We start from the raw sequence: 25,421 nt of genomic DNA on the forward strand, positions 1-25,421 counted from the left end.
TAACTTATGAACAACCTGTCAAATCTCAACCCGAAAGATTTCAAGACAGAAATCAACGGAAAGAAAACCGAGCTGTATATCCTGCGCAATGTCAAAGGATATGAGTGTGCCATAACAAATTATGGCGGAGCCATCGTCTCACTCATGGTTCCTGACAAAGAAGGTCAGATAGCCGATGTCATACAGGGACACGACAACATCAAGGATGTCATCAACTCTGCCGAACCTTATCTCTCAACACTCATCGGACGCTTTGGCAACCGCATCTGCAAAGGTCGTTTCACACTCAATGGCAAGGATTACCAGCTTGCCATAAACAACGGACCAAACGCTCTCCACGGCGGACCGACCGGCTACCATGCACAAGTGTGGGACGCCATACAGATGAACGAACAGACTCTTGTCCTCAAACTCAATTCTCCATACGGAGACGAGGGATTCACAGGAGAGATGAGCATCACTGTCGAGTACACATGGACTGACGACAATGAGCTGATACTGGATTACATGGCGACAACAAACAAGAAGACAATCGTCAATCTCACGCACCACGCTTTCTTCTCCCTTGCCGGTGTCGCTAACCCTACACCGACAATCGACGACCTTCTCTGTGAGGTGAACGCTGACTTCTATCTCCCTACCGACGAGACATCCATCCCTACCGGAGAGATTCTCAAAGTCGAGGGCACACCGTTCGACTTCCGCACACAGAAGCCTGTCGGACAGGACATCGACGCTGACGATGAACAGATAAAGTACGGCAACGGCTACGACCACTGCTTCGTGCTCAACAAGAAGGAAGTCGGAGAGCTCTCTTTTGCTGCACGCATCGTCGAACCGAACAGCGGAAGAACAATGGAGTGCTGGACAACAGAACCGGGAGTGCAGATGTACACCGACAACTATGCCACAGGCTATGCCATACAGCACGGATGCACAGCACCGCGCCGCTCGGCCATCTGCTTTGAGGCACAGCATTTCCCTGACTCACCAAACCGCCCGTATTTCCCACCGGTGGTACTCAACCCGGGTGAGGAGTACACACAGCGTACCGTCTACAAGTTCGGAACACTGTAAGAAAACAAACATAACATGGACAAAAGCTGCCATAAGTTTATTTGGCATCTTTTGTCCATTTCAAGAACTACAATATTCACTAACAAAACATCACCTAACTTTTGAAACTTATGGAAATAGATTACATCAGAAGCCGCTTCATCAAGCATTTTGACGGACAAACAGGCAACATCTACGCATCACCGGGACGCATCAACCTCATCGGTGAGCATACTGACTATAATGGAGGATTCGTATTCCCGGGCGCAGTAAACTACTGCATCATGGCGGAAGTCCGCCCAAACGGCACAAACAAGGTACTCGCCTACTCCATCGACCTGAAGGATCGCGTAGAATTTGACATCGACGACCCTAAAGGACCAAGCGCAACTTGGGCACGATTCATTTACGGCATGTGTCGTGAGATGAAAGCGCTCGGCGTGGATGTGAAAGGCTTCAACACAGCCTTCGCAGGCGACATCCCACTCGGTGCCGGCATGTCCTCTTCTGCTGCTCTCGAAAGCTGCTTTGCCTACGCACTCAACGACCTGTTCGGCGACAACAAAGTATCAAAGTGGGACATGGTACTTGCCGGACAGGCAACAGAGCACAAATACATCGGATGCAACTGTGGCATCATGGACCAGTTTGCCAGTGTGTTCGGACAGGAAGGCAAGCTCATGCGCCTTGACTGCGACAGCCGTGAGTTTGAATATTTCCCATTCAACCCTGAAAAGGCAGGATACAAGGTTGTGCTTCTCAACTCACGAGTAAAGCACGAACTTAGCGGCAGCCCATACAACGACCGCCGTAACTCTTGCGAGAATGTGGTGAAAGCCGTAAACGAGAAATTCACGGAACTCAATGCAAAAACTCTCCGCAACTGCACATGGGAGCATCTTGACGCTGTCCGCGACATCGTCTCTGCCGAGGACATCAAGCGCGCCACCTTCGTGCTTGGCGAAAAAGACCGCGTCCTCGGAGTGTGCGACGCTTTGGAGAAAGGTGACTACGAGGAAGTGGGACGACTCATGTACCTCACACACGACGGACTGTCCAAAGAGTACGAGGTCAGCTGCGAGGAACTCGACTATCTCAACGACATAGCACGTGAGTGTGGCGTGACCGGCAGCCGCATCATGGGCGGTGGCTTCGGAGGCTGCACAATAAACCTCCTGAAGACAGACCTTTATGACAACTTCATAAAGACAGCAAAGGAGAAATTCTCCGCAAAATACGGACATGAGCCTGTCGTCATCGACGTTGTCATTGGCAACGGCTCACGGAAAGTATGCTAAGAATCAGCAGAACCACAGCCTGTCAAGATGCAAAAGCACATCTTCGGCTGGTCATATAAAACCGGAAACTTCGCCTGCAACAGCAACATTGCAGGCGAAGTTTTTTTTCACGAACAATGCACACCGCCCAAGACACCCCCTCGCAGACAATGCATTAAGTCTGCGCAATGTTTATTGATGCTTTACCATAAAATGGCATGTTTTTAGTTAAGAAACCATAATTATGACCGCGTAAATTCGCAGATCTTATTATTTCTTATTACCTTTGCACTCGCTTTTGAGAAAGCAACGTATGGCAAGCTATTGCAGCAAGTCATTTCCACACGGGCGAGTCTCATACGACCAGCTCCCTCGGAACTCCCCCAGGGCTTGATCGCAGCAAGGGTACTTGGTTGTAGCGGTGCGATGTGAGTAGCTCGTCCACCCGCCTCTTTAGCTCAGTTGGCCAGAGCACGTGATTTGTAATCTCGGGGTCGTTGGTTCGAATCCGACAAGAGGCTCACAAAAAGGAATCATCTCTGCGAGGTGATTCCTTTTTTAGTTAAAGATACACCACTATTCACATACAAAAAAGAGAAACATTTTGCTAACAAAGCCAGAATACATACAGCTTAAGGCGTACGCGCGCCTGCATGGCACCATCATGGGACTGCTGTGGATTGCCAGTTTTGCGTGCTTCGTGGGAAGCATCTCCGAGCCGTTCCTGTCCTTCTTATTCAATTTCACCATCATCTTCATCCCATTCCTCGCAGCTTCCTTCGTGCGCCACTACCGCGACAGAGTGTTGGGAGGAATGCTCAGTTTCCGACGCGCCTACTGCTACTCACTGCTGATTTTCTTCTATGCAACGCTGCTGCTTGCCATAGCACAGTGGGCATACTTTGAGTTCCTTGACCAGGGCAGGATGCTCGCAAGCATGACAAGGACAATAGGCACGCCGGAATTCGCACCAGTTCTTGAAGCATACAAAGTGTCCAAAGAGGAAGTCCTTGCACAGCTGCACATCCTCTCCGAGACACGCCCGATAGACTTTGCATTCACGTTCATGTGGATGAACATCTTTTTCGGTGTAATCCTCAGCTGGTTCATCGCACTGTTCACCAAAAGAAGCGTGGCAAGAACCAACTAACAGTAACACAGCCTTTGCCGTGAGCAAGAATGAATCCTCTCCTCTTAAAGGTACGGCACAAAAAAACATAACAAGAAAATGAATCTTTCCGTCATCATACCACTCTTCAACGAAGAAGAGTCACTACCGGAACTGCATGCGTGGATAGCTCGTGTATGCAACGAAAACAAATTGTCCTATGAAGTGATATTCGTCAACGACGGGTCGACAGACCGTTCATGGGATGTCATCGAGCGGCTTGCCGCCAACAACCCTGAGGTGCGCGGCATAAAGTTCCGCCGCAACTACGGCAAATCTCCTGCCCTCTTCTGCGGATTCGACCGGGCAGAAGGCGATGTGGTCATAACCATGGATGCCGACTTGCAGGATTCCCCTGACGAGATACCGGAACTCTACCGCATGATAAAGGAGGAAGGCTACGACCTTGTCAGCGGATTCAAGATGAACCGCTCAAAGGGCGACCCGCTGTCCAAAACCATCCCGACAAAGCTCTTCAACGCCACCGCACGGAAAGTGTCAGGCATACACAACCTCCACGACTTCAACTGCGGACTGAAGGCGTACCGCAAGGAGGTGGTGAAGAACATTGAGGTTTACGGCGAAATGCACCGCTACATCCCTTACCTCGCCAAGAATGCCGGCTTCACAAGAATAGGCGAAAAACTCGTGCATCATCAGGCGCGCAAATACGGCACATCAAAGTTCATGGGCTGGAACCGCTTTGTCAACGGCTACCTCGACCTTATGACACTGTGGTTTCTCTCAGCCTTCGGCCGCAAGCCGATGCACGTGTTCGGATTCCTCGGCTCCCTGATGTTCTTCATAGGATTCGTAGCAGTTGTGTTGCTTGGCGCCGACAAACTTTACTGCCTCTCGGCAGGCATTCCGCAGCGGCTCATCACCGACTCGCCTTATTTCTTCATCTCCCTGACAATGATGATTATCGGCACACAGCTTTTCCTTGCCGGATTCTTAGGCGACCTCATCTCCCGCACATCGCAGGGACGCAATGACTACCTGATAGAGAAAACTGTATAAGCGGCCGTGCCGTACAGCGGAACTTCCATAAACAAAAACAAACCCGTGAAAAGGAAACTTCTCATATTCTTGACAGCACTCTCCGCACTCACTGCAATAGCACAGACGACGGAGGAGGCTACAGACAAAAAAGCTCCCTTCCTCGAAAGCATTTCCGTGGGCATCGACCTCATGGGACCGATAAGGCGCGCGATGAGTGACCGAGGGGAATACCAGGCCACTGTACAAGCCCACATAAAGGGATTGTTCCTGCCTACCGTAGAGGTGGGCTACGGCACAGCGGACAGATACGACGCCGACACGTACACTTCCTACAAGACAAAAGCTCCGTTCGGACGCATAGGATGCGACTTCAACATCCTGAAAAACCGCCACGACGACTATCGGCTGACTGTCGGCATGCGCTACGGCATAACGTCCTTTGACTACGATACGACACTGCCAAACGACGAAGAGCACACATCCTTCACAACCACTGCCGAAAAATGCACACTGCAGTGGGCGGAAATCGTCTTCGGTGCCGATGCGAAAGTGTGGGGAGCGCTCCACATGGGATGGTCACTGCGCTACCGCCGCAAACTGAGCTGCTCTGACTACACAAACATCCCGCTCTACGCACCGGGCTACGGACGAGGCACGGAATCATCACGCTGGATGGCATTGTACAACATAAGCATGCAATTCTGACATTACAGACCATAAAAACCTAAGCAAAACATTGGACAAGAACAAACGACTCCTATGGCAGCTGCCGGCGCTCGCACTCCTCATCGTCGGCACAGTCATCATCATACGACAGCAGCAGACCATGCCTTATCAGCACGATAAAGGCATGGTCTTCGGCACATTCTACAGCATAACCTACCAGCACGACAAAAACCTGAAGAAAGAGATAGAGGCTGAACTCCGGAAAGTGGACAACTCACTTTCCACCTTCAACAAACGCTCCGTAATCTCTGCCATAAACCGCAACGAACGTGTGGCAATAGACCAAATGTTCCTCAACGTGTTCGACCTTGCGAAACAAATAAGCAAAGACACCGACGGGGCGTTCGACATAACCGTGGCGCCATTGGTCAACGCGTGGGGATTCGGCTTCAAGAACGACTGCCCGCCTACAAAAGAGACAATCGACTCACTGCGCCGGTTCGTGGGCTTCGAGAAAGTATCACTCATAGGGAAAAGCATCAGGAAAAGCAACCCTGACATAATGCTTGACTGCTCCGCCATAGCGAAGGGCTACGGCTCGGATGTCGTGGCACGCTACCTGACCGCCTTGGGAATAAAGAACTTCATGGTGGAAATAGGCGGCGAGATTGTCGCAAAAGGCATCTCACCGAAACGCCTGCCGTGGAAAATCGGCGTGGAGAAGCCTGTCGACGACTCACTCGCACAGAAGAAAGAACTGCAGACCGTGCTCGACATAACAGACATTGCCATGGCGACATCCGGCAATTACCGCAACTTCTACTACAAGGACGGAAAGAAATACGCACACACCATCGACCCAAAGACGGGCTATCCCGTACAGCACAGCATACTCTCCGCCACCGTCCTGTGCAAAGAATGCGCACGCGCCGATGCCTACGCGACATCATTCATGGTCATGGGACTGGAGAAGGCAAAGGCGGTGCTTGCACGCCACAGCGACATGAAGGCGTACATCATCTATGACGACAACGGCAAATACAAGGTGTGGAAATCCGAGGGACTTTGACTTTTAGTTAACAGCGCAAAATGCTGACAGCACTGACAATATATGACAAACTCAGGGAGTTGCCCCTCTTCCAAGGAATGAGTGGCAGCGACTTTCAGGACATCGTGGCACGTGTCCGCTTTGGCTTCCGGCGTTACTCGCGAAACACGATAGTGGCAAACAGCGGCGACCGCTGCGACGGCCTGCTCTTCCTGCTTGACGGGGAAGTGGAAATGATCTCCACCTCCGCCAACCGCTCCTACCGTGTGACAGAGTTCATCATGACGCCCGAAGTCCTCGAGCCGGAACGCGCGTTCGGGCTGCAGCAACATTACCTGCGCACATACAGGGCGCGCTCAATATGCCATGTCCTGCACATCGGCAAGGACGACACTCTGCTCCTCTCGTCCGAATTCATGGTCTTCCGCCTGAACATTCTGAACATCATCTCCACACAGTCACAACGGTTCCAAAAGGAATTATGGCGGCACTATCCTGCAAATGACAATGAAAGGGTGATGCGATTCCTCTACGCACACTGCACGAGGAAAACAGGGAAAAAAATCTTCCACATAAAGATGAGACAGCTGGCTGCTGAGACAGGGATGACGCGAAACGAAGTCTCCAAAGCTCTCAATGACCTTGAATCGGCAGGAAAGCTTCTGCTGCAGCGCGGAATCATAAACATCCCAAAAATGGAAGCCATTTGGTTATAAAAACTACTGTTCTCCTTTTGGTGACACTTTACCACATAAAACGCAACCATTATGACAGCAAAAGGTCACGAGTCCTCATGTGAATCGTGACCTTTTGTTTTTGCAAATAATCGGTATCATACCTTTGCAAATAATGATGCAATTATCTCATCGCCCAATAAGTGCCGCCGTTGACAGCCATGCGCACATCATGGACACCCTGCTCATTGAGAGACACATCCATTTGGTTGCCGTCAGGCAATGTCGCCTTTATCGTGCCGTCAGCGTTGAAGCGGAAAAGCTCCGTACGCTTGCCGTCCTCGAGCTGCGACCACGAATCCTCCGCCTTGTCATAGACAAAGACGACAACCTCGCCGTCAGGCTTCGTAATCTCGTACCCGTCCTTCAGCGTCTTCACGGCATAGTACCTTCCGTCCTCGCCCATTACTTTCTTGGTCTTGCCAACATTGCTTGCAAGCGGATTGCTGCCGGACCAGAACTCTATGGTGTTGAAAAGCAGCACATCGGCCACTCCGGCAATGACATAGACAGGAGAGGTAAGTATGAAAATCACCTCATTAAGGAACTTGTTCTTCGTGGCACGCTGGTTCCATGAAGAATACTTGTTGAACAGTGTGAACGAACCAAGGCATGAGCTGAACAGCAAAAGGGAAGCCATGGCAATAGAAGCGAGTTTTAATGTCTTGTGTCTCATAATTTCCTGAATATAAATTGTTTGTGTTACTATGTCATTTACTCAAAACGCTGCAGGCATACCACGGCAGCTGCTTCATGACGGACGGCGGTTTATTCACCGTCATCCTGTGTGCTTGGCGCAAAGCTTCTTACAATCTTCTTGCGCTCCGCGTCAATCTTCACGCGTGATGCCGTATCCCAACTGAAGCGCACATCCTGCCCCAACTCAGCGCGACTGAATTGTCCGGAAGGGAGGGTAAGCAGCTTGGCCTGCTTCACTGCCGAGCCGATCTTTGCCTGCGCACGCACGTCACCTGTGTTCGGGTCAATGTCAGCGATCTTCTTGAATCCGTTGCTGCGGACAGAGATTTTGAAGATTGCGAGGTCGTCAATCTTTACAGACCTGCCGTTAAGCAGCTGCTCCCTGACACATTTCACAAAGTCGATGAGTATTCCCTCGATAGTTCCCGAAGAAAACGGACTGTTGTGCTCTGCCATGTGCATTGCCATTTCATGGATGTTCAAGGTCTCTTTCGGAACCGGGCGCACATACCATAACTTTTCTGTAGTCTCTTCCATGCTGTTAGCCTGATACCATGTGAGTTCAACCATAATTATAAGAATTTAGGGGTTAATAAAAAAAGTTTTTGTGAACTCCAAAATCACGCTTCCAAAGGTACGTGTTTTTTTTGACAATACGCAATTTTTCACCGACTTTTTTCGCGGATTTAACATTGTTTTTCAAAAATCATAGCGATTTGTCGCGGATTTGTCATGTATTTTGTGTTATATGTTTCATACTGTGCAATTTTTTTCCTACGCTGTGAAAATTTTATCGAATGATGTAAGAGATTTGTAGCACGATGTAAGAGGTTTGCTACACGCTGTAAGATGTTTGTAAAAACGCTGTCAGAGATTTGTAAAACGCTGTGGAAATTTTATAATACACTGTCAAAAAAAATTATTGTTGCACGGTAAAATTACCCAAGTTGTTGTAAAATAAAATTCCTATAGCAACTGTTTCGCATCAGATGTGGAGGAGCCACAGCCCTTATGGTAACCGCCTGCTTCAGCCGTGCGGATTAGAGACTATCGCCATTAGTTGTGTGGCAGAGCCACACTCCTTTCTGTCTCAATTCATTGCACATATAAGTCATTATATTTTGTGTTATATGTTCCACGCCGTGCAATTTTTTTTCCACGCCGCCGAAATTTTGTTCCACGCCGCCGAAGCTTCTGTTCCACGCTGCCGAAATTTTGCAGCGCGCCGCCGAAATTTTACAGCGCGCCGCCAGAGATTTGTAGCACGCCGCCAGAGATTTGTCACACGCTTTCATAGGTTTGTCACACGCTGCCAGAAATTTGTCATACAATGTCAGAGATTTATCGCACATTGCCGAAATATATCAAAGTAAGTTCTACGGAATTTCAACTACTAAGCTGATTTTTAATTTTTGCCACAGCACCGTGAAACGGTGGCTCTTCGTTAACCCTGTATGCAGCTTGCTGCATGCAGGGTAATATGTGCGCATGGGCAGCACCGTAAGACGGTGCCTCACACTGAACGATGATTATTGGAGAACATTTATACTATGAGGCACCGTCTTACGGTGCAGGATTGTGAGATGAGTTAACCGCCAATGTCGCTATGCTCCATAGGCGGTTAACAAAGAGTCACCGTTTCACGGTGCTTTAATAGCGTATTTTGTTTCAACGAATAATTGGTATTTCGTCAAACTCATGTTATATTATATCGTACTTACGGTATATCATATCAAACTTACTGTATACCATATCAAACTCACAGTATACCATATCAAACTTACTGTATACAATATCAAACTTACTGTATACCATATCAAACTTACTGTATACAATATCAAACTTACTGTATACAATATCAAACTTGCAGTATACCATATCAAACTTACTGTATACCATGTCAAACTTACTGTATACCATATCAAACTCACAGTATACCATATCAAACTTACAGTATGCCATGTCAAACTTACTGTATATCACGCTGCACTAAAACATTATCCAACACAGCTAAAATGAAATTCTCACGTTGTTTTGCCGGCTTACGAACTGCTTCATGCACAGGAGCATCGTCAGCGGTTATCTTTACAGAGCAGGGAAATAGAATGCACGGAAAGCTCACTATTATCACAGCTAACGTTGCATCTGCCGCAAGTGCGGTGGCGGAAATGCAATGGAAGCCCCCATATAATATAATGTACGCGCGTACATTATATTATATGGGGGCTTCCCACTTATCCCTGCGCCATGGCCCAGTGAGACGCGGCATGCCTGTTGCCGGCCTACTGTGCGAGGAGGCGTGCGAGTACAAAGAAGAAGTCCGAAAGGCGGTTGATGTATGCGAGGACATTTTCATCAAGTTCCACCCCACTGTCGGCAAGGCGCAGGATGCTGCGCTCTGCACGGCGGCAGACTGTACGGCAGATGTGCGCTTGCGAAGAAAGAACCGTGCCGCCGGGGATTATGAACGAGCGCAACGGTGGCAGCTGCTTGTCCATGGCGTCAATGGCTTTTTCAACCGCGAGGACCATTTCCGCTGTCACGATGCACGAAGGATGCAGCGCGGTGGTGCTTGTGTCGGTGGCAAGATAGCCGCCGACGGCAAACAGTTCTTGCTGCACGGTGGCAAGCGTGTCCAAGATGCCGGGAGCGTTCTCCCCTTCCGTGCTGTCCTTGCACAAGGCGGCAAGCATGCCGATGTGTGAGTTCAGTTCGTCGATGGTGCCGTAGCTTTCGAGCCTGTCACAGCATTTCGGCACTCTTTTGCCTCCGACAAGCGATGTTGTGCCTTTGTCTCCTGTTTTTGTATAAATCATAAGCGTTGGTTTTGTTACTCGGATGATTCGGACAATCCGAATGATTAGGATTTACCTGTATCAGTTGCCGTTAAAGAAGATGTAGAGTCCTACCATGACAGCCACGAGGGCTATCCATGAGACGATGACGCTCTTTGAGGTCTTTTCGTCAACCTTCCTCATTGCTTTTGCCTCAATGGCAGTCTTGTCGAAAAGGCTGACCACGATCATCATGACGATGAGCACGCAGAAGAGGATGAAGGAGAGCATCATGAAGTGCATGGCCTCGGTTGCACCGGGGATGATCCAAAGGTAGCATACTCCTGTGGAGATGCAGAAGATGGTGCCGAGGGAGAGCACAAGGTTTGCCGCAAGGGTTGTGCAGCGTTTCCAGAAGACTCCCATGACGAACACGGCAGCCATTGGAGGTGCGATGAACGAGAGGACGGACTGGAATACGTTGAAAAGGTCCATGCCCTTGATGTTGTCGACAGCTATGGTGATGACAATGGAAATCAGCGCGCCAAGGATTGTCACGATGTGGCCTGTGCGAGAAATCTCGGCTTGTGTGGCGTTCGGGTTTACGTTCTTGACGTAAATGTCCATTGTGAACACGGTGGATAGTGCGTTCAGCGAGCTGCCTATCGTTGAGACGAGCGCAGCTGTCAGCACTGCCATGACGAGGCCAACCATTCCCATCGGGAAGAGGTGGAGCACAAGTGTCATGTAGGCGTTGTCAGGTTCTATCGTGGCTGCTCCGAAGAATCCTGTGCGTGCGAGTGCAAAGCAGACGATGCCCGGAACGATGTAGATTGCGACGTCGAGAATCTTGAGCCATCCGGTGAGGTTTGTGCCTTTCTGCCCTTCGTTCAGGTCTTTTGCCGCAAGCACCGGCTGCACCATCGACTGGTCGGTGCACCAGAACCAAAGTCCGGAGATTGGGTAGCCGAGGAGAATCGGCAGCCAATAGTAGCCCGGCAGCTCTTCCTCTGAGCGGAAGAGGTTCCAGTACTCCGATGGCACGATGTCCGGGTCGGCAAGTCTGCTTATGCCGTTCATGAAGCCGCCGTCACCGAGTGCGCATATACCGACAACGGTGAGTGTTGCGGAGACGACGATGAGCAGCACCATCTGATAGACATTGGTGTACGCCACGGCCTTAAGACCGCCGAGTATGGTGAAGAATGCGGAGATTGCGAGGAGAATGAGTGCGGAGAGGTACATCGGGATGCCGAAGACTTGTCGTATGAGGACTCCGCCGGCGAAAAGGGTGAGTGCCAGCCATGAGATGAGGACTGTCACGATGGTGTACCATGCGAGGATGCTGCGTGTGGACTGTCCGAAACGGCGTCCCATGAATTCCGGCAAGGTGTTTATCTTCTCACCAAGGTAGCGTGGGGCGAAGACGAAGGCGAGAAGACCAATGAAGATGAAGGCGTACCAGGCGTAGTTGCCTGACACGATGCCTGTTGTGAAGCCTGCCGAGGCAGAGGCGATAAGCATTGAAGGACCGACGTTGGTTCCCCACATGGAAAAGCCGATGTGGTACCATTTCAAGGAACGTGAGGCAAGAAACTTGCCTTGCCCGTCGCCGGACTTGCGGCTTGCCCACAGTCCGATGGCGATGAGGATGACGAAATATCCGACAAGGATAGCCCAATCAAGAAATTGTAAAGATTCGGAAATCATTTGATAGTGTTTTTATTAGGTTTGGTTATTAGATTTTTTGGTGACCCTCGTGCACGGAAAGAAGATGCAGGCAGATTCCGCACCAAAGATGACGGGACCGGCCTGCAACGTGCACAGTATCATAAGTTTGCATTGTAATCGTTCAACGCCTTGAAGAAGCAGTCGACATTGGCGAGAGGAGTGTGTGGCGGAGTGTCGCATCCTGACGACAGCACCACATGAGGGAACTCGCGGGTGCTCTCCAGCAGTTCCATTGTCTGACGGTACATCTCTTCCGGTGTTGACATCTTGAATGCTGACACCGGGTCAAGATTGCCCATGACGAGTATGTCCTCCGGAGTCTCGCGCGCCACTTGCGCAAGGTCGCACTTGTTGCCGAGGTGCAGGCCGTGTGCGCCTGTCATGACCATGGCTTCTGTGCACTGCCCTGTGTTGCCACAGTTGTGCAGCACGATCATGAAATGCTCGTCCTGCAGCCTGTCGATGATGCGTTTGACATAATTGGAGGAGAATGTCTTGCAGTCGTCGTTGGACATCAGCCCCGCCGCCGGCTCCGCCATCAAAACGCCCTCGACACCGGTGGCTTTCAATGCCGCCACGTATTTGAGAATGAACAGCGTGCATTTCTCCAGCAGTTCGTGGGCTGCCTCCGGGTCGCTGTATATCAGCATCATTATTTCCGACATGTCGTACAGACGACCGGCAAGCGAGAACGGTCCGATACATCCGGCAAAGACCGGACGGTCGGAAATCTCACGGTGGGCTATGACATTGGCTTTGATGTACTCCGGCACGCGCGCGGTGTTCAGTGACGGCACCTCAAGGCGGTGGATGTCCTCCACACTGTTGAGCATGTGGCCTGTGACGGAAGGGATTTCATCCTCAGGGAATATCACCTCCGCACCGAAAGCCTCTGCCTCAACGGTAAGGTCCATGATGACGGAGGCTGCATGTGTGGCATAACGGTCTGCAAGATAGCTCACCGCCTTGCCGTGAATCTCTCCGTTGACCACAGCCTCCTTGACAGTATATCCAAGTTCTTCTATGCCGGGATGTGTCATCACCGGTATCGCAACACGGTCAGGACGCGCGATGATGTCCTGCCGCCATTTTATCATATCAATCATAATCCGTTTTTTCCTTTCTAACAAACAATGAGACCATCAGGACATCAGGCGCTTTGCAAGTGCAACGGCCTCATTGGCATTGGAGCTGTAGCCGTCAGCTCCTATCTCTCGTGCAAACTCCTCGGTGACCGGCGCACCGCCTACCATGACTTTCACCTTTTTGCGGATTCCTGCGGCTTCAAGCGCCGCAAGGCACTCTACCATGTAAGTCATTGTGGTAGTGAGCAATGCGGAAAGACAGAGAATGTCTGCTTCATTGTCGACAACTGCCTTGACGAATGTCTCGGCGTCCACATCGATACCGACATTGATGACCTCGAAGCCCGAGCCTTCAAGCATCGATGCCACAAGATTCTTGCCGATGTCGTGAAGGTCGCCCTTGACTGTGCCGATGACAATCTTGCCGGCCGACTGCACGCCTTCCCCACTCGCTTCCATGATTGGTTTCAGGATGCCAAGGGCTGCTTTCATTGCACGGCCTGCCATGAGGAGGTTAGGCACGAAGGCTTTGCCCTCGGAGAAGCGTTGTCCAACAACGGACATTGCCTCAATCATCTGTGTGTTGATGAGTTCCGCCGGATTAGCGCCTGCTTCGACCGCTTTCTTCGTGGCTTCCACGGCAACAGCTTCCTTTCCTGCGATGATAGCGTCTTTCAGCCCCATCTCCGAAGGCTCGGAAGCGACCGGCTTCTCCTTGGCAGGAGTTTCCATTACCGGTTTTGCTGCAACCACCGGCTTATGCTCCCCTGTCACAGAGGCTTCACCGGGACGATGTCCGCTGACAAAGCAGCCTTCAGCAGGATTGACAAGTTCGGCAATCTTGCGGATGTGCTCATGCGTCGTGCCGCAGCATCCACCGATAAGGTTGACAAGATGTCCGTCAATCATTTTCCACATCTGGCGCCGGAACTCCTGCGGTGTCGTAGGATAGTTTCCTTTGGCATCAGGGAAACCTGCGTTAGGGAATGCTATAATATAATAAGGTGTAGCAGCACCGAGTTCAGCGACGACCGCCGTTGTCATTTCGATGTCAGGATTGCAGTTGACTCCCACAGCAATGACATTGTCGTTCTTCAGCTTGCTGAAATATTCGATGATGTTCTGCCCTATCATGTTTTTGCCGTCGGCAGTGGAGAAATTGGCGCTGATTAGTATAGGCACTGTAACCTCCAACTCTTCCATAGCCTTGCCTGCCGCCTCCAGACCGATTTCAAGGTTGACAAGATCAAACACCGTTTCAAAGATAATGCCGTCGACACCGGCCTTGATGAGGGCTGCCGCCTGTTCTTTGTACGACTCGAAAAGTTCTTGCCGCGTTATCTTTGCGCTTTCAGGCATTGACAGCGTCTCTCGTGTCGGCCCTATCTCGCCAAGCACATAGCGTGGCTTCTCAGGATTGGCTATCGTGAACGCATCGGCAAGTCCGCGCGCAAGATTCACCGCTGCGGTGTTGATTTCCACAACTTTGCCTTCCAGTCCGCACGCCTTCAGGGAAACGCTCTGCGCATTGAATGTGTTTGCCGTTATGACATCTGCACCGGCAAGCAGGAACTTGCGGTAAATGTCAGAAATAATTTCCGGATGTTCTACGCACAGATACTCGTTGCTTTTGACATTCTCCAAACCATATTTCTGTATGGAAGTTCCCATGGCGCCGTCAAACACAAGCATGCGGCTTTCCATTGCCTCTGCAAGTGCAGGTTTGCTTATGGCTGAGGATGCAAGAGTCTTGTCGCTTGGCATTACAATCTGCTTTCCACCAATATGGAGAGGACGAAAACGTGCTGCAGGCTTTTTCTCGGCAAAAGTTGTCATGTCGCCTATATGCAGACACTCATCGGCCTTGCGCTCAACCTCTTTTGTTTGGTATTCCTCAACAATACGCAGTGCCTGCTCCACCTCATCCTCATTATGGAAATCCATTTCAAGATGTATGCCGTCACCACCGACATTGTCAAGCAACGGACGAAGCTGTTCCAAAGTCACCCAGCAAGCCATGATACTCTTGCCTCCGGCGATAATCTTCTTGTAAAGGTCATACCATTTTGGATCTCCGCCCTGAGGCTCACCGACACCAGGAGTCCACTGGATAGCATTGAGTTCCTCGATTTCAAGCAGTGCAGGCAGATGGTGCATAGCGCCCACTCCGTCAAGATGATACAGAGTGTAAGGAATCTTTTGACACTGCTCACGCAGATAAGGCTGCACAAAGCGACGGTAATCATCCTCGGAAATCATTGTGGAGATGTCGCTCTGTATCTTTGTCATCTTGCCCGGTGCCCAAGAAGAGAAATAGCAGAAAGCCATTTCGTCACCTTCACGGATTATGTCATACAGCTCGTCAAACACTTTGAAATACACATCGTTGATAAACTGCAACTGTTCTTCCACGACTTCCGGTTGCATCACCGTATCAAGCAACACCTTGTCAGTACCCTTCAGTGCTGCAAGCACATCAAGTCCCTCCATGAGGTCAGGCATTCCCACATAATAATTGCCGTTTGCCTTGCGTTTGCAGGCTTTCAGCAATTCCTTGTGGATACGCAACTGTTCATTGTTCGGGTCAAATGTCAGTTTGTCACTGAAATTCGGGTTTGGATGAATCCATATTGTGTCCTCACCACCCTCTACACGAGAGCCAAGGATTGATGCCAAGGAACCGGGACCAAGCTGGGTGTTGGCAACAGGCAGCATATCAGCCTTGAGACATGAATGCCCGACATACCAATCAAGGAAGCCTGCGCGCCACTCCGGGTCAAACCAACGCTGGTTGCCGTCCTTTGCCTTTGGTGCTCCGGGAAGTCCGAAAGCACCTGTACCATAATTGTTTCGGGCAGCCTCCGTCAGGTGGATTGGCTGTTCCCCCGAATACGGACCATGTGGGGCAACTCCTTCCTGGAAATGCTCCCACATGTTCACAACTATACCCTTATGATTCCACCAATTAACATAATGTTTTTTGGTTTCCTCAAGATTCTCTTTCCAAGTCTTCATTCTTTATGAAAAATATTTTCTAAAAAGATGGGTATGAAAAATCATTTGCTTAATTTCCCTACCCATCTTTTATTTATCATTATAAATATTTCAACAAACAGTCTACATCATTTATGAATATAGACTATTCATGACATTATTATCTTCATATTTACTTATACAGAGGACCGAAGTTCTCACATGCACGGTAGTCCGCACCTTCCTTATCCATGCCGAAAGCATTCCAACAAGCCGGACGGAAAATGTCCTTATCAGCAATATTGTGCATACATACAGGGATGCGAAGCATTGAACAGAGTGTGATAAGGTCAGCACCGACATGACCATAAACAATGGCACCATGATTTGCTCCCCAGTTGTTCATGACTGAATATACATCCTTGAAAGCATCCTTTGAAGGGTCAAGGCGTGGCGCGAACCATGTTGTCGGCCATGTCGGGTCAGTACGCTTGTCAAGCATGTCATTGACATCCTTGTCAAGTTCCACTGTCCATCCCTCTGCAAGCTGAAGGACAGGACCGAGACCTGCCACGATGTTTACGCGGAGCATGGTCATTGGCATGCCACCCTTGGTAAGGAAATGTGAAGAATAACCGCCGCCACGGAAATAGTCACGGTCAGCAGGCATCCAACTTGTAGCGTTCAGACAGTTCTCCATATCCTGCTCCGTAATCTCCCAATGTGGCTTCATTGTAGGATTACCCTCCGCATCTGTCATCGCACCTGTTGCGTCAAGAGTTGTAGCACCGGAGTTAATAAGATGAATAAAGCCATCAGCTGCAGCACCCTCAGGACGCTTTCCGCTCACACGCTCTACTGCTTCCGGGCTCCAATATGTACGGATGTCAGAGAACATTGCTCCCTTGTTTGTAAGGAGATGTCCGAAAAGCATTGACATACCGTTCAGGAAATCATTCTCCGTTGCAAGAATCTTTGACTCACGCGGACCGTTCCAGTCGAAACTTGTGCAGAGCATTGACTCCGGGAAGTCGAAGTTCGGCTTGTAGTCTGTCCACTGGCGCTGTCCCTGCACACCTGCAGCAATAGCATTATGACCAAGAGCCTCTTCCAAATATCCCATTTCCTTCAGTTTGGCAGAGCCGCACATAAGGTCGCGGATAATCATCATGCACTTTACGGTAAACTCCCAGTCAGCATCCTTTTCCTCACGGTTCTTGCCTTTTCCCTTTCCATTGAAAGTTGTCATCGGTGTGCCCGGGAAGAGAGCACGGTCCTCATTATAGTCATGTCCCTCATTGGTCTTGCAGAATTTCTCAACCCACTGCATGGCTTTCTCAAACTCTTCATGGTCATAAATTCCGTAGTCCACACGACGCAGTATCTCTACAAGTGACACATACTCAGTGCGCATGCCAAAATAATTCTGGAGGAAATCTGCATCAACGATTGAACCGGCAATACCCATGCATGTGTTGCCAAGGCTCAGGTAAGATTTTCCACGCATTGTTGCCACAGCCTGTGCTGCACGTGCAAAACGCAGAATCTTCTCTGCCACATCAGCAGGAATAGTATTGTCAGACAAATCCTGGACATCATGCCCATAGATTCCATAAGCAGGAAGCCCCTTCTGTGCATGTGCAGCAAGTACGGCAGCGAGATATACAGCTCCCGGACGCTCTGTTCCGTTAAAGCCCCAGACAGCCTTTGGGTGTGTAGGATCCATGTCCATTGTCTCAGAGCCATAGCACCAGCATGATGTCACAGTGATTGTTGAGCCGACATTCTCACGCTCAAACTTCTCCTGACAAGCTGCAGCCTCTGCGACACGCCCGATAGTTGTGTCAGAAATGACACACTCCACCGGCGAGCCATCACCGTTCTTAAGATTCTCACTTATAAGTTTTGCCACTGCATTAGCAAGTGCCATTGTCTTTTCTTCAAGACTTTCACGAATGCCACCCTGACGAGCATCAATGGTCGGGCGGATTCCAATTTTAGGATAGTTAGCCATAAATATAATAATTTGTATTTGTTTTGCTTTATAATTTAATTTGTCTCAATAACAATGTTTTGTCATTTCTTCTTTACAGGAATGAACAGCACAAGGGCGAAACCTACGATGAATATTGTCATCGTGCCAAGCACAATGGCAAGGTACTCATGCAATCCGGGATTAGGAAGCCCTATCCAGTTCCATGCCGAAATCCATGCTATGACAGCAAAGCCACAGAGCACACCAATGACAGCATGAATGTTCTTGACCTTTGTCGAAAGATAGCCAAGCAGGAACAGTCCAAGCATTCCGCCGGAGAAGATTGATGACAATTTCCACCATGCATCAAGGATACTGTCCACATTCACCAAAGCAAGGGCAACACATATTCCAAGGACTCCGATAAGGACTGAACCGAGCTTCAGAACCATAAGATGCTCCTTGTCACCAATACCCCGGCTATGGTCATGTCCCTTACGGTGAACGTGCTTGCGCATACGCATCCAATAATCCGTCAGAAGGATTGTCGAACATGATGTCACCGAGGTTGCAACCGTTGACATGCCGGCAGCGAACACACTGGCAATGAGCAGACCTGTCAGACCTGTCGGCAATGAGTGAACCATGAAATAAGGAAAGACATAGTCCGTCTTGCCTGCCGCCTCGAAAGCAGCAACTTGTGCATCCGGGAACACTTTATAGTAACTGAACAAGCAGGTGCCTATCAGAAAGAACAATGCTGACACAGGAATATAAAGCCAACCACCGAAAAGTGCAGCGTTCTTTGCCTCACGCTCTGTCTTTGCCGTATGGTAACGCTGAACATAGTTCTGGTCTATGCCATAGTTCTGGAGATTGATGAACACGCCATAAATCAGGCACACCCAGAAAGTTGAGTGTGAAAGGTCAGTCAAGGAGAATGAGCCCAAAGAGAACTTGTTCCTTCCTGCTTCATCAAGTGTGTCCCACCCTATCTGAATAGCCTGCATCGGCCCTTCCGGCATGGAGAACATCAGCACGCCAAGGCATACCAATGCACCACCTATTAATATAAAGCCCTGAATCGCCTCCGTCCATATCACAGCCTTCATACCGCCAAGCATCGAATAGAAGATGATTGCAATGGAGGTTATGATAATTACGGTACGCAAATCCCATCCCATCAGAATGTTCATAGGCATTGCCAGCAGGAAGAGTATGGAACCCATACGCGCTACCTGTGTCAGCAAATAACATGCCGAAGCATAGATTCTTGCCCATGGACCGAAACGCTCTTCAAGAAAAGCGTAGGCCGACACACTGTCATGGTTCCTGTAAAAAGGCACAAACCATTTTGCCGCTATCCAGCAGGCTATGGGTATGCTTATTCCAAAGACAAACGGGTTCCAGTCCGAAGCATAGGCCTTTCCCGGATTTCCAAGATACGAGATACTTGAAACGAATGTGGAGAAAATACTCATTCCCACAACCCATCCGGGAATACTCCTTCCTGCGTTTGTAAATTCCTTGGCACTGGTGTCCTTGCTGTAAAACAAGCTGCCCATCAGGACTATACCGCCTGTAAATACAAGGAAAACTAAAACATCGATTATGTGCATAGCAAAGATTGTAAGGTTAGTTGTGTATGTGTTTTTATAGTTTCAGTTTGCCATGCTCCATATTCAGTTTTGCAAGGGCTATCGTAACCTTGTCACGCTCCGGTTTGTCAAACTTGTAGAAAGGAGAAGCCACAAAGTCGTCATCAATCACGCCAAGCTGCTGGCAAGCGCACTTCAATCCCTTCAGATAGCTTGAACCATGACGGCCAATAGTATATATGGTGCGGCTTATCTGCATAATGATACTCTGCAGCTCCACAAGTTTCTCCACATCCTTTTCCTTTGCTGCATTGTACATTGCAACATACAGTTCAGGGAACATGTTGGCACCACCGTTGACGCCACCGTTAGCACCCATCATCACACATTCGCCTGTCATCTCCTCAGGACCGCAGAACATCATGAAGTCCGGATTGACCTTGCGTGCCTCATACATGACACTCTGGAAATAAACACCATTGGCGGAAGAGTCCTTCAGACCGACAACCTGCTTCATCTTTGCCAGACGGGCAACTGTCTCCGGAGCGAAATTAACCTTCACATGGGATGGCATGTTGTACAGGAACACAGGAAGAGGAAGCTGTGGCACAAGCTCTTCATAGAACTGAGCCAGCTCAGGTTGTCCTGTCGCAAAATAATACGGAGGGGCAGAGACAAGACCGTCTGCTCCGCATTCCTTTGCTATGTTGGCAAGGTTGACAGCCTCAACGATTGACGTTTCTGTGATACATACAAGTATCGGCAGACGACCGTTGTTTATACGGCATGACTCACGAATCATCTGTTCGCGGACACTGAACGACAATGACTGCTCCTCACCTGTCGTGCCAAGGACAAAAAGACCATGGACACCTCCTGCAATGAGATGCTCTATCAGGCGTTCAAGACTTGGGACATCGACGGTCTCGTTATCAACAAGGGGTGTCACAAGGGGTGGTACAATACCGCTTAGCGGTGTTTTCATCAAATCTATCATAATTCAAATAAGTTAGTTATTGTTATAGTTTGATTGCAAAATTAATAATTTTTTCAAAGAAAAACGCATAATCCACGCTAAATTTGTGTTAATTCAAAAAACTTTTGTACTTTTGCAGAGAAATGAGAATAGATATTATAACAGTATTGCCGCAAATGCTTGAACCGTTCATGAACGAAAGCATCTTGGCAAGAGCACAGAAAAAAGGGCTTGTGGAGATACATGTCCACAACCTTCGTGACTATACACTTGATAAATGGAAGCGTGTTGACGACTATCCGTATGGCGGATTCGCGGGCATGGTAATGCAGATAGAGCCTATCGACCGCTGCATCTCCGCCCTGAAGGCTGAGCGCGACTATGACGAAATCATATTCACATCGCCTGACGGAGAACAGTTCAACCAGCATGTCGCCAACGATTTGTCAATGAAGGAGAACATCATCATCCTTGCAGGACATTACAAGGGAATAGACCAGCGAGTGCGTGACCACCTCATCACACGCGAAATCAGTATAGGCGATTTCGTGCTGACAGGCGGAGAACTGCCTGCCGCCGTCATGGCTGACGCTATCGTCAGACTCATCCCCGGCGTAATCGGGGATGAACAGTCTGCCTTCTCTGACTGTTTTCAGGATGACCTGCTGTCCGCCCCTATCTACACACGCCCTGCCGAATACAAAGGCTGGCGAGTGCCGGACATCCTACTGTCGGGGCATGAGGCGAAAATCAAGGAATGGGAAATGGAGCAGGCTATAGCAAGAACAAAAGCCCTACGCCCTGACCTTTTGAAATAATCCTCCACATCAATTTCATGACAAAAAGGCAAAGTGCATATTGTCAAGACATTAAGTATTATCCTTAAAGAAACAATTCACTAAAATCAAAACATAAAACCTATATCAAATGAACCTAATAGAACGCTTTATTAACTATACCAAATTTGACACTCAGTCGTCAGAAGAGTCGCAGACTGTGCCAAGCACGCCGGAAAAGCAGATGGCATTTGCACGTTATCTTAAAGAGGAACTCGAAAATGAAGGCCTTGATGATGTCGAGATGGACGAAATGGGTTATGTCTACGCAACCCTGCCATCAAACATCAAGAAGGAGGTGCCGACTATCGGTTTCATCGCCCACTACGACACTTCTCCTGACTGTTCAGGTGCTAACATCAAGGCACGCATAGTGGAGAACTATGACGGTGGGGACATCGTGCTTTCTGAAGGCATAGTCTCCTCCCCTGCCAAATTCCCGGAGCTGCTGCAGCATAAGGGCGAAGACCTCATTGTGACAGACGGCACAACACTGCTTGGTGCTGATGACAAGGCGGGCATTGCCGAAATCATTCAGGCAATGGTATGGCTCAAAGAGCATCCGGAAGTGAAGCATGGCAGGATTCGTGTCGCCTTCAACCCTGACGAAGAGATTGGTATGGGTGCACACCATTTTGACGTTGAGAAATTCGGATGCGAGTGGGCATACACCATTGACGGCGGGGACCTTGGCGACCTTGAGTACGAGAATTTCAATGCTGCCGGAGCAAAGGTGACAATAAAAGGTGTCAGCGTGCACCCCGGATATGCAAAGGGCAAGATGCTCAATGCCAACATCATAGCAATGGAATTTGCAAACATGATGCCTGCTGACGAACGCCCTGAGACAACAGAGGGGTACGAAGGCTTCTATCATCTCCTGCACATTGACAGCGGCATTGAATGTGCAAAACTTTCATATATCATCCGCGACCATGACCGGCAGAAATTTGAGGACCGCAAGATTTTCATCAAGAAAGTTGGAGATCAGCTGAACGAGAAATATGGCGAAGGGACTGTCACTGTCGATGTCAACGACCAGTACTACAACATGAAGGAGAAGATCGACCCTCAGATGCATGTCATCGACATTGTGCTCCACGCCATGCAGGAATGTGACGTTCCGCCACGCGTGGAACCTATCCGCGGCGGCACTGACGGTGCACAGCTGTCTTTCAAAGGATTGCCATGCCCTAACATATTCGCAGGTGGCGTGAACTTCCATGGTCCTTACGAGTTTGTTTCCTGCCAGGTAATGGAAAAGGCAATGAACACTATCATCAAGATATGTGAGATAACAGCGGAATATAACGACTAATCCTAATGTCCATAATAGCAGGGCTACGAACTCCGTAAAAAAGCATTCACGAAAGGTAACCTTTTGTTCGGCAAAGGGTTACCTTTTGTATAGTGAAAGGTAACATTTCGCCTTGCCAAGTGTTACCTTTTGCAACACATGCCAACGCCTCACCTTTTGAGACCTATCTGCACGAATGTTTCACAACGAGAGGTTACGTTTGATTTTACCTGCCACCGATATAATTTATAAGACACAAGGCTGTCCGGCAAAATTGCCGGACAGCCTTGTGTCTTATAAATACCTTGTATGTAAAAAGCAAACTTTCAGTCAGTTACACCATAGCATACACAATGTCCATGATACTCTTGCCAAGCTTGTCCGCCTCGTCCATGGAATGGGCTTCAGAGTAAACGCGGATTATCGGCTCAGTGTTTGACTTGCGGAGATGCACCCATTTGTCAGGAAAATCGAGCTTAACACCGTCAATATCATTGACTTGCACATCCTTTTCCTTGGCATATTTCTCCTTCACCTGCACCAAGATGGCATCGACATCAGTGTCAGGAGTAAGGTCGATACGGTTCTTAGCTATGAAATATTCAGGGAATGTGGCACGCAATGCGCTTGCTGAAATGCCTTTATGCGCCAATGAAGAAAGGAAAAGTCCTATTCCTGTCAACGCGTCTCTGCCATAATGGCTGTCCGGATAGATTACACCGCCGTTGCCTTCACCTCCTATCACTGCACCGACTTCCTTCATCTTTGTAGTCACATTGACCTCACCTACTGCCGCAGCTGTGTATGTGCCTCCGTGTGCCTCTGTCACATCACGCAGCGCACGTGTGGAAGAAAGGTTGGAAACGGTATTGAGTGCCGGCAACGATGTGCCTTCCTCTTTTGCGTTTTTCTCCATTTCGGAAAGGATGTAGTCAGCGACAGAGACAAGAGTATATTCTTCACCGAACATTTTTCCGTCCTCACAGATAAATGCAAGACGATCGACATCCGGGTCAACAACTATACCCAAGTCATACTTTCCTGTTTTCATTTCGTCCATAATGCCGGTGAGGTTTTTCTCCAATGGTTCCGGATTATGCCGGAAATCGCCGTCAGCCTCCTTATTGAGGAAAGTGTAGCCTACCCCAAGGCGTTCAAGAAGTTTCGGCAGTATGATACCACCCACAGAGTTGATTGAGTCGACACAAACATTGAATTTTGCCTTCTTGACAGCTTCAACGTCAACAAGTTTCAGGTCAAGCACGCTCTGTATATGGCGTTCATCAAAATTTTCTTCTGTGTATTGTCCAAGATTGTCAACATCAGCGTAGTCAAAGGCCTCTGCTTCCGCTATGGAAAGAACCTCATTACCTTCTGTGGCGTTGAGGAATTCGCCATGACGGTTAAGCAGTTTCAAGGCGTTCCAATGGCGGGGATTGTGGGATGCTGTGATGATGATGCCACCGTCTGCATGTGCCATTGTCACAGCAAGTTCCGTTGTTGGTGTTGATGCAAGTCCGATGTTTATAACATCGAATCCCATTCCCATAAGGGTTCCGCACACAACATTCTTCACCATCTCACCGGAAATGCGCGCGTCTCTTCCGACAACAATCCTGTTTGTAGGCGTATACCTCTCCTCTTCCTGTGTGGATTTGCGTATGAGTGTGGCATAAGCCGAGGTGAACTTCACGATGTCAAGAGGATTAAGAGTATCCCCTGCCGGACCGCCGATTGTTCCACGGATACCGGAAATTGATTTTATCAGTGACATAATTTATTCTTTATCTTCTTTGGAATCTTTTCTTTGGTAAGTTATTTCATAATAGCAAGGATAGACACTTGCCGACGCATACTGGTGCCCCTGTGTGGAAGGAACTATGATGCGCACCTTTGCAATCTCTTCGTCCTCAGAGGTTTGCCTGCCGACATTAATGTAGCGCAACGGCACAAGCCAGCCGCTTGGCGCAGCAGTACCATAAGCAGATGTCATGGCTGTTGCATAAAGACTTGTGAAAGAGCCGGTGAAAGAACCGTAAGAATTTGTCACACTAAGTTCTTCCGGTATGAGACTGACGGAATAACGGCTGTCCGTATTCGTCAGCTGAAGGGTGTCTGTCAGGATGTTATACTCATTGAAACGGCACAAAAGCACTGTTGTCTCACCATTCTTCACTTTTTCACCAGGACCTTTACGCACAATCTGCATATAGATGCCTGTGGACTCAAACAGCACAAACTCATTCTTCGCAGTGTCAGTTTTCTCGCCGTTATTTGTGAAATCAGTCTCGGAAATCACACTAATTGGCTTGTTGAAAACAGATTGTGACACTGATGTGTTTCTTGCAAGGAATTCGGAAATAGCTGCATTTTCCTTCTTCTTCATATCAGCGTAGGTCTCGGTGTCATTACAGCTGAACAACGCAAAGACAGCAACTGCGAAACAGAGATTGTAGAGTAGTTTTCTCATTGAATGATTCTATTAATTAAATGTTTATTCTGCAAAAGTAGCAATAATTTGCGAAT

The 25,421-nt window shown here is 49.0% G+C and carries 20 protein-coding genes, 1 tRNA gene and 1 pseudogene; 10 read left to right on the top strand and 12 right to left on the bottom strand.

What is annotated here, in order from left to right:
- The first annotated feature begins 6 nt into the window (after positions 1 to 6).
- The 8 genes from HPS57_RS02560 (at position 7) to HPS57_RS02595 (ending at position 6,933) form a co-directional block, all read left to right on the top strand.
- Entirely contained in the window at positions 7 to 1,077 is a 1,071-nt protein-coding gene (locus HPS57_RS02560) for an aldose epimerase family protein (RefSeq protein WP_172179933.1), read from the top strand.
- Between the two features lie 110 nt (positions 1,078 to 1,187).
- Positions 1,188 to 2,354 (top strand): galactokinase, encoded by a 1,167-nt coding sequence (gene galK, locus HPS57_RS02565; RefSeq protein WP_172180616.1) that lies wholly within the window; start codon positions 1,188 to 1,190, stop codon positions 2,352 to 2,354.
- A gap of 426 nt (positions 2,355 to 2,780) precedes the next feature.
- Positions 2,781 to 2,854, top strand: a tRNA-Thr gene (locus HPS57_RS02570).
- 83 nt (positions 2,855 to 2,937) lie between these two features.
- Positions 2,938 to 3,483, top strand: coding sequence for a DUF4199 domain-containing protein (locus tag HPS57_RS02575; RefSeq protein ID WP_172179935.1), 546 nt, complete (start codon positions 2,938 to 2,940; stop codon positions 3,481 to 3,483).
- A gap of 78 nt (positions 3,484 to 3,561) precedes the next feature.
- Positions 3,562 to 4,521 carry a glycosyltransferase family 2 protein gene (locus tag HPS57_RS02580; protein ID WP_172179937.1) on the top strand — a complete coding sequence of 320 codons (960 nt, stop codon included), beginning with the start codon at positions 3,562 to 3,564 and terminating at the stop codon, positions 4,519 to 4,521.
- Between the two features lie 45 nt (positions 4,522 to 4,566).
- Positions 4,567 to 5,208 (top strand): DUF6048 family protein, encoded by a 642-nt coding sequence (locus HPS57_RS02585; protein ID WP_172179939.1) that lies wholly within the window; start codon positions 4,567 to 4,569, stop codon positions 5,206 to 5,208.
- A gap of 31 nt (positions 5,209 to 5,239) precedes the next feature.
- A complete protein-coding gene (locus HPS57_RS02590) occupies positions 5,240 to 6,238 on the top strand; it encodes an FAD:protein FMN transferase (protein WP_253946442.1) in 999 nt (332 codons plus the stop codon).
- A gap of 20 nt (positions 6,239 to 6,258) precedes the next feature.
- Positions 6,259 to 6,933, top strand: coding sequence for a Crp/Fnr family transcriptional regulator (locus HPS57_RS02595; protein ID WP_172179941.1), 675 nt, complete (start codon positions 6,259 to 6,261; stop codon positions 6,931 to 6,933).
- A gap of 142 nt (positions 6,934 to 7,075) precedes the next feature.
- On the opposite strand, the gene HPS57_RS02600 is transcribed toward HPS57_RS02595, so the two are convergent.
- From HPS57_RS02600 to HPS57_RS02650, 10 genes and pseudogenes are all read right to left on the bottom strand, one after another.
- Positions 7,076 to 7,627: a DUF3332 domain-containing protein gene (locus tag HPS57_RS02600; protein WP_172179943.1), complete on the bottom strand. Its 552-nt coding sequence runs from the start codon at positions 7,625 to 7,627 to the stop codon at positions 7,076 to 7,078.
- Positions 7,628 to 7,719: 92 nt separating this feature from the next.
- Positions 7,720 to 8,220 carry an HU family DNA-binding protein gene (locus HPS57_RS02605; protein WP_172179945.1) on the bottom strand — a complete coding sequence of 167 codons (501 nt, stop codon included), beginning with the start codon at positions 8,218 to 8,220 and terminating at the stop codon, positions 7,720 to 7,722.
- Between the two features lie 470 nt (positions 8,221 to 8,690).
- The gene (locus HPS57_RS02610) at positions 8,691 to 8,945 is read right to left on the bottom strand and encodes a hypothetical protein (protein ID WP_172179947.1); all 255 of its coding nucleotides are present in this window, start codon (positions 8,943 to 8,945) and stop codon (positions 8,691 to 8,693) included.
- Between the two features lie 987 nt (positions 8,946 to 9,932).
- Complete coding sequence (locus HPS57_RS02615; protein ID WP_172179949.1) at positions 9,933 to 10,466, bottom strand: cob(I)yrinic acid a,c-diamide adenosyltransferase; 534 nt, start codon at positions 10,464 to 10,466, stop codon at positions 9,933 to 9,935.
- A gap of 60 nt (positions 10,467 to 10,526) precedes the next feature.
- A complete protein-coding gene (locus tag HPS57_RS02620; protein ID WP_172179951.1) occupies positions 10,527 to 12,134 on the bottom strand; it encodes a sodium:solute symporter family transporter in 1,608 nt (535 codons plus the stop codon).
- Between the two features lie 119 nt (positions 12,135 to 12,253).
- The gene (locus tag HPS57_RS02625; RefSeq protein WP_172179953.1) at positions 12,254 to 13,261 is read right to left on the bottom strand and encodes a uroporphyrinogen decarboxylase family protein; all 1,008 of its coding nucleotides are present in this window, start codon (positions 13,259 to 13,261) and stop codon (positions 12,254 to 12,256) included.
- A 36-nt stretch (positions 13,262 to 13,297) separates the two neighbouring features.
- A pseudogene (locus tag HPS57_RS14300) lies at positions 13,298 to 16,060 on the bottom strand (homocysteine S-methyltransferase family protein); the annotation flags it as partial.
- Between the two features lie 346 nt (positions 16,061 to 16,406).
- Positions 16,407 to 18,227, bottom strand: a complete 1,821-nt coding sequence (gene fucI, locus HPS57_RS02640; RefSeq protein ID WP_135939943.1) for an L-fucose isomerase — start codon at positions 18,225 to 18,227, stop codon at positions 16,407 to 16,409.
- Positions 18,228 to 18,289: 62 nt separating this feature from the next.
- Entirely contained in the window at positions 18,290 to 19,807 is a 1,518-nt protein-coding gene (locus tag HPS57_RS02645) for a sodium:solute symporter family protein (protein ID WP_135939942.1), read from the bottom strand.
- Positions 19,808 to 19,841: 34 nt separating this feature from the next.
- Entirely contained in the window at positions 19,842 to 20,783 is a 942-nt protein-coding gene (locus HPS57_RS02650) for a dihydrodipicolinate synthase family protein (RefSeq protein ID WP_135939941.1), read from the bottom strand.
- 122 nt (positions 20,784 to 20,905) lie between these two features.
- Here HPS57_RS02650 and trmD point away from each other — a divergent pair, with 122 nt between their 5' ends.
- Both trmD and pepT read left to right on the top strand, forming a co-directional pair.
- Complete coding sequence (gene trmD, locus HPS57_RS02655) at positions 20,906 to 21,580, top strand: tRNA (guanosine(37)-N1)-methyltransferase TrmD (RefSeq protein WP_135939940.1); 675 nt, start codon at positions 20,906 to 20,908, stop codon at positions 21,578 to 21,580.
- Between the two features lie 109 nt (positions 21,581 to 21,689).
- Complete coding sequence (pepT, locus tag HPS57_RS02660; RefSeq protein ID WP_172179955.1) at positions 21,690 to 22,916, top strand: peptidase T; 1,227 nt, start codon at positions 21,690 to 21,692, stop codon at positions 22,914 to 22,916.
- A 313-nt stretch (positions 22,917 to 23,229) separates the two neighbouring features.
- Here pepT and glmM read toward each other — a convergent pair whose 3' ends face one another.
- Both glmM and bamK read right to left on the bottom strand, forming a co-directional pair.
- A complete protein-coding gene (gene glmM, locus HPS57_RS02665) occupies positions 23,230 to 24,669 on the bottom strand; it encodes a phosphoglucosamine mutase (protein WP_172179957.1) in 1,440 nt (479 codons plus the stop codon).
- A 3-nt stretch (positions 24,670 to 24,672) separates the two neighbouring features.
- Positions 24,673 to 25,365, bottom strand: coding sequence for a BamK family beta-barrel-assembly machinery protein (bamK, locus tag HPS57_RS02670; protein WP_135939937.1), 693 nt, complete (start codon positions 25,363 to 25,365; stop codon positions 24,673 to 24,675).
- Positions 25,366 to 25,421: the final 56 nt, after the last annotated feature.

It is taken from the genome of Palleniella intestinalis (genome assembly GCF_013166595.1).
Classification (GTDB): Bacteria; Bacteroidota; Bacteroidia; order Bacteroidales; family Bacteroidaceae; genus Prevotella; species Prevotella intestinalis.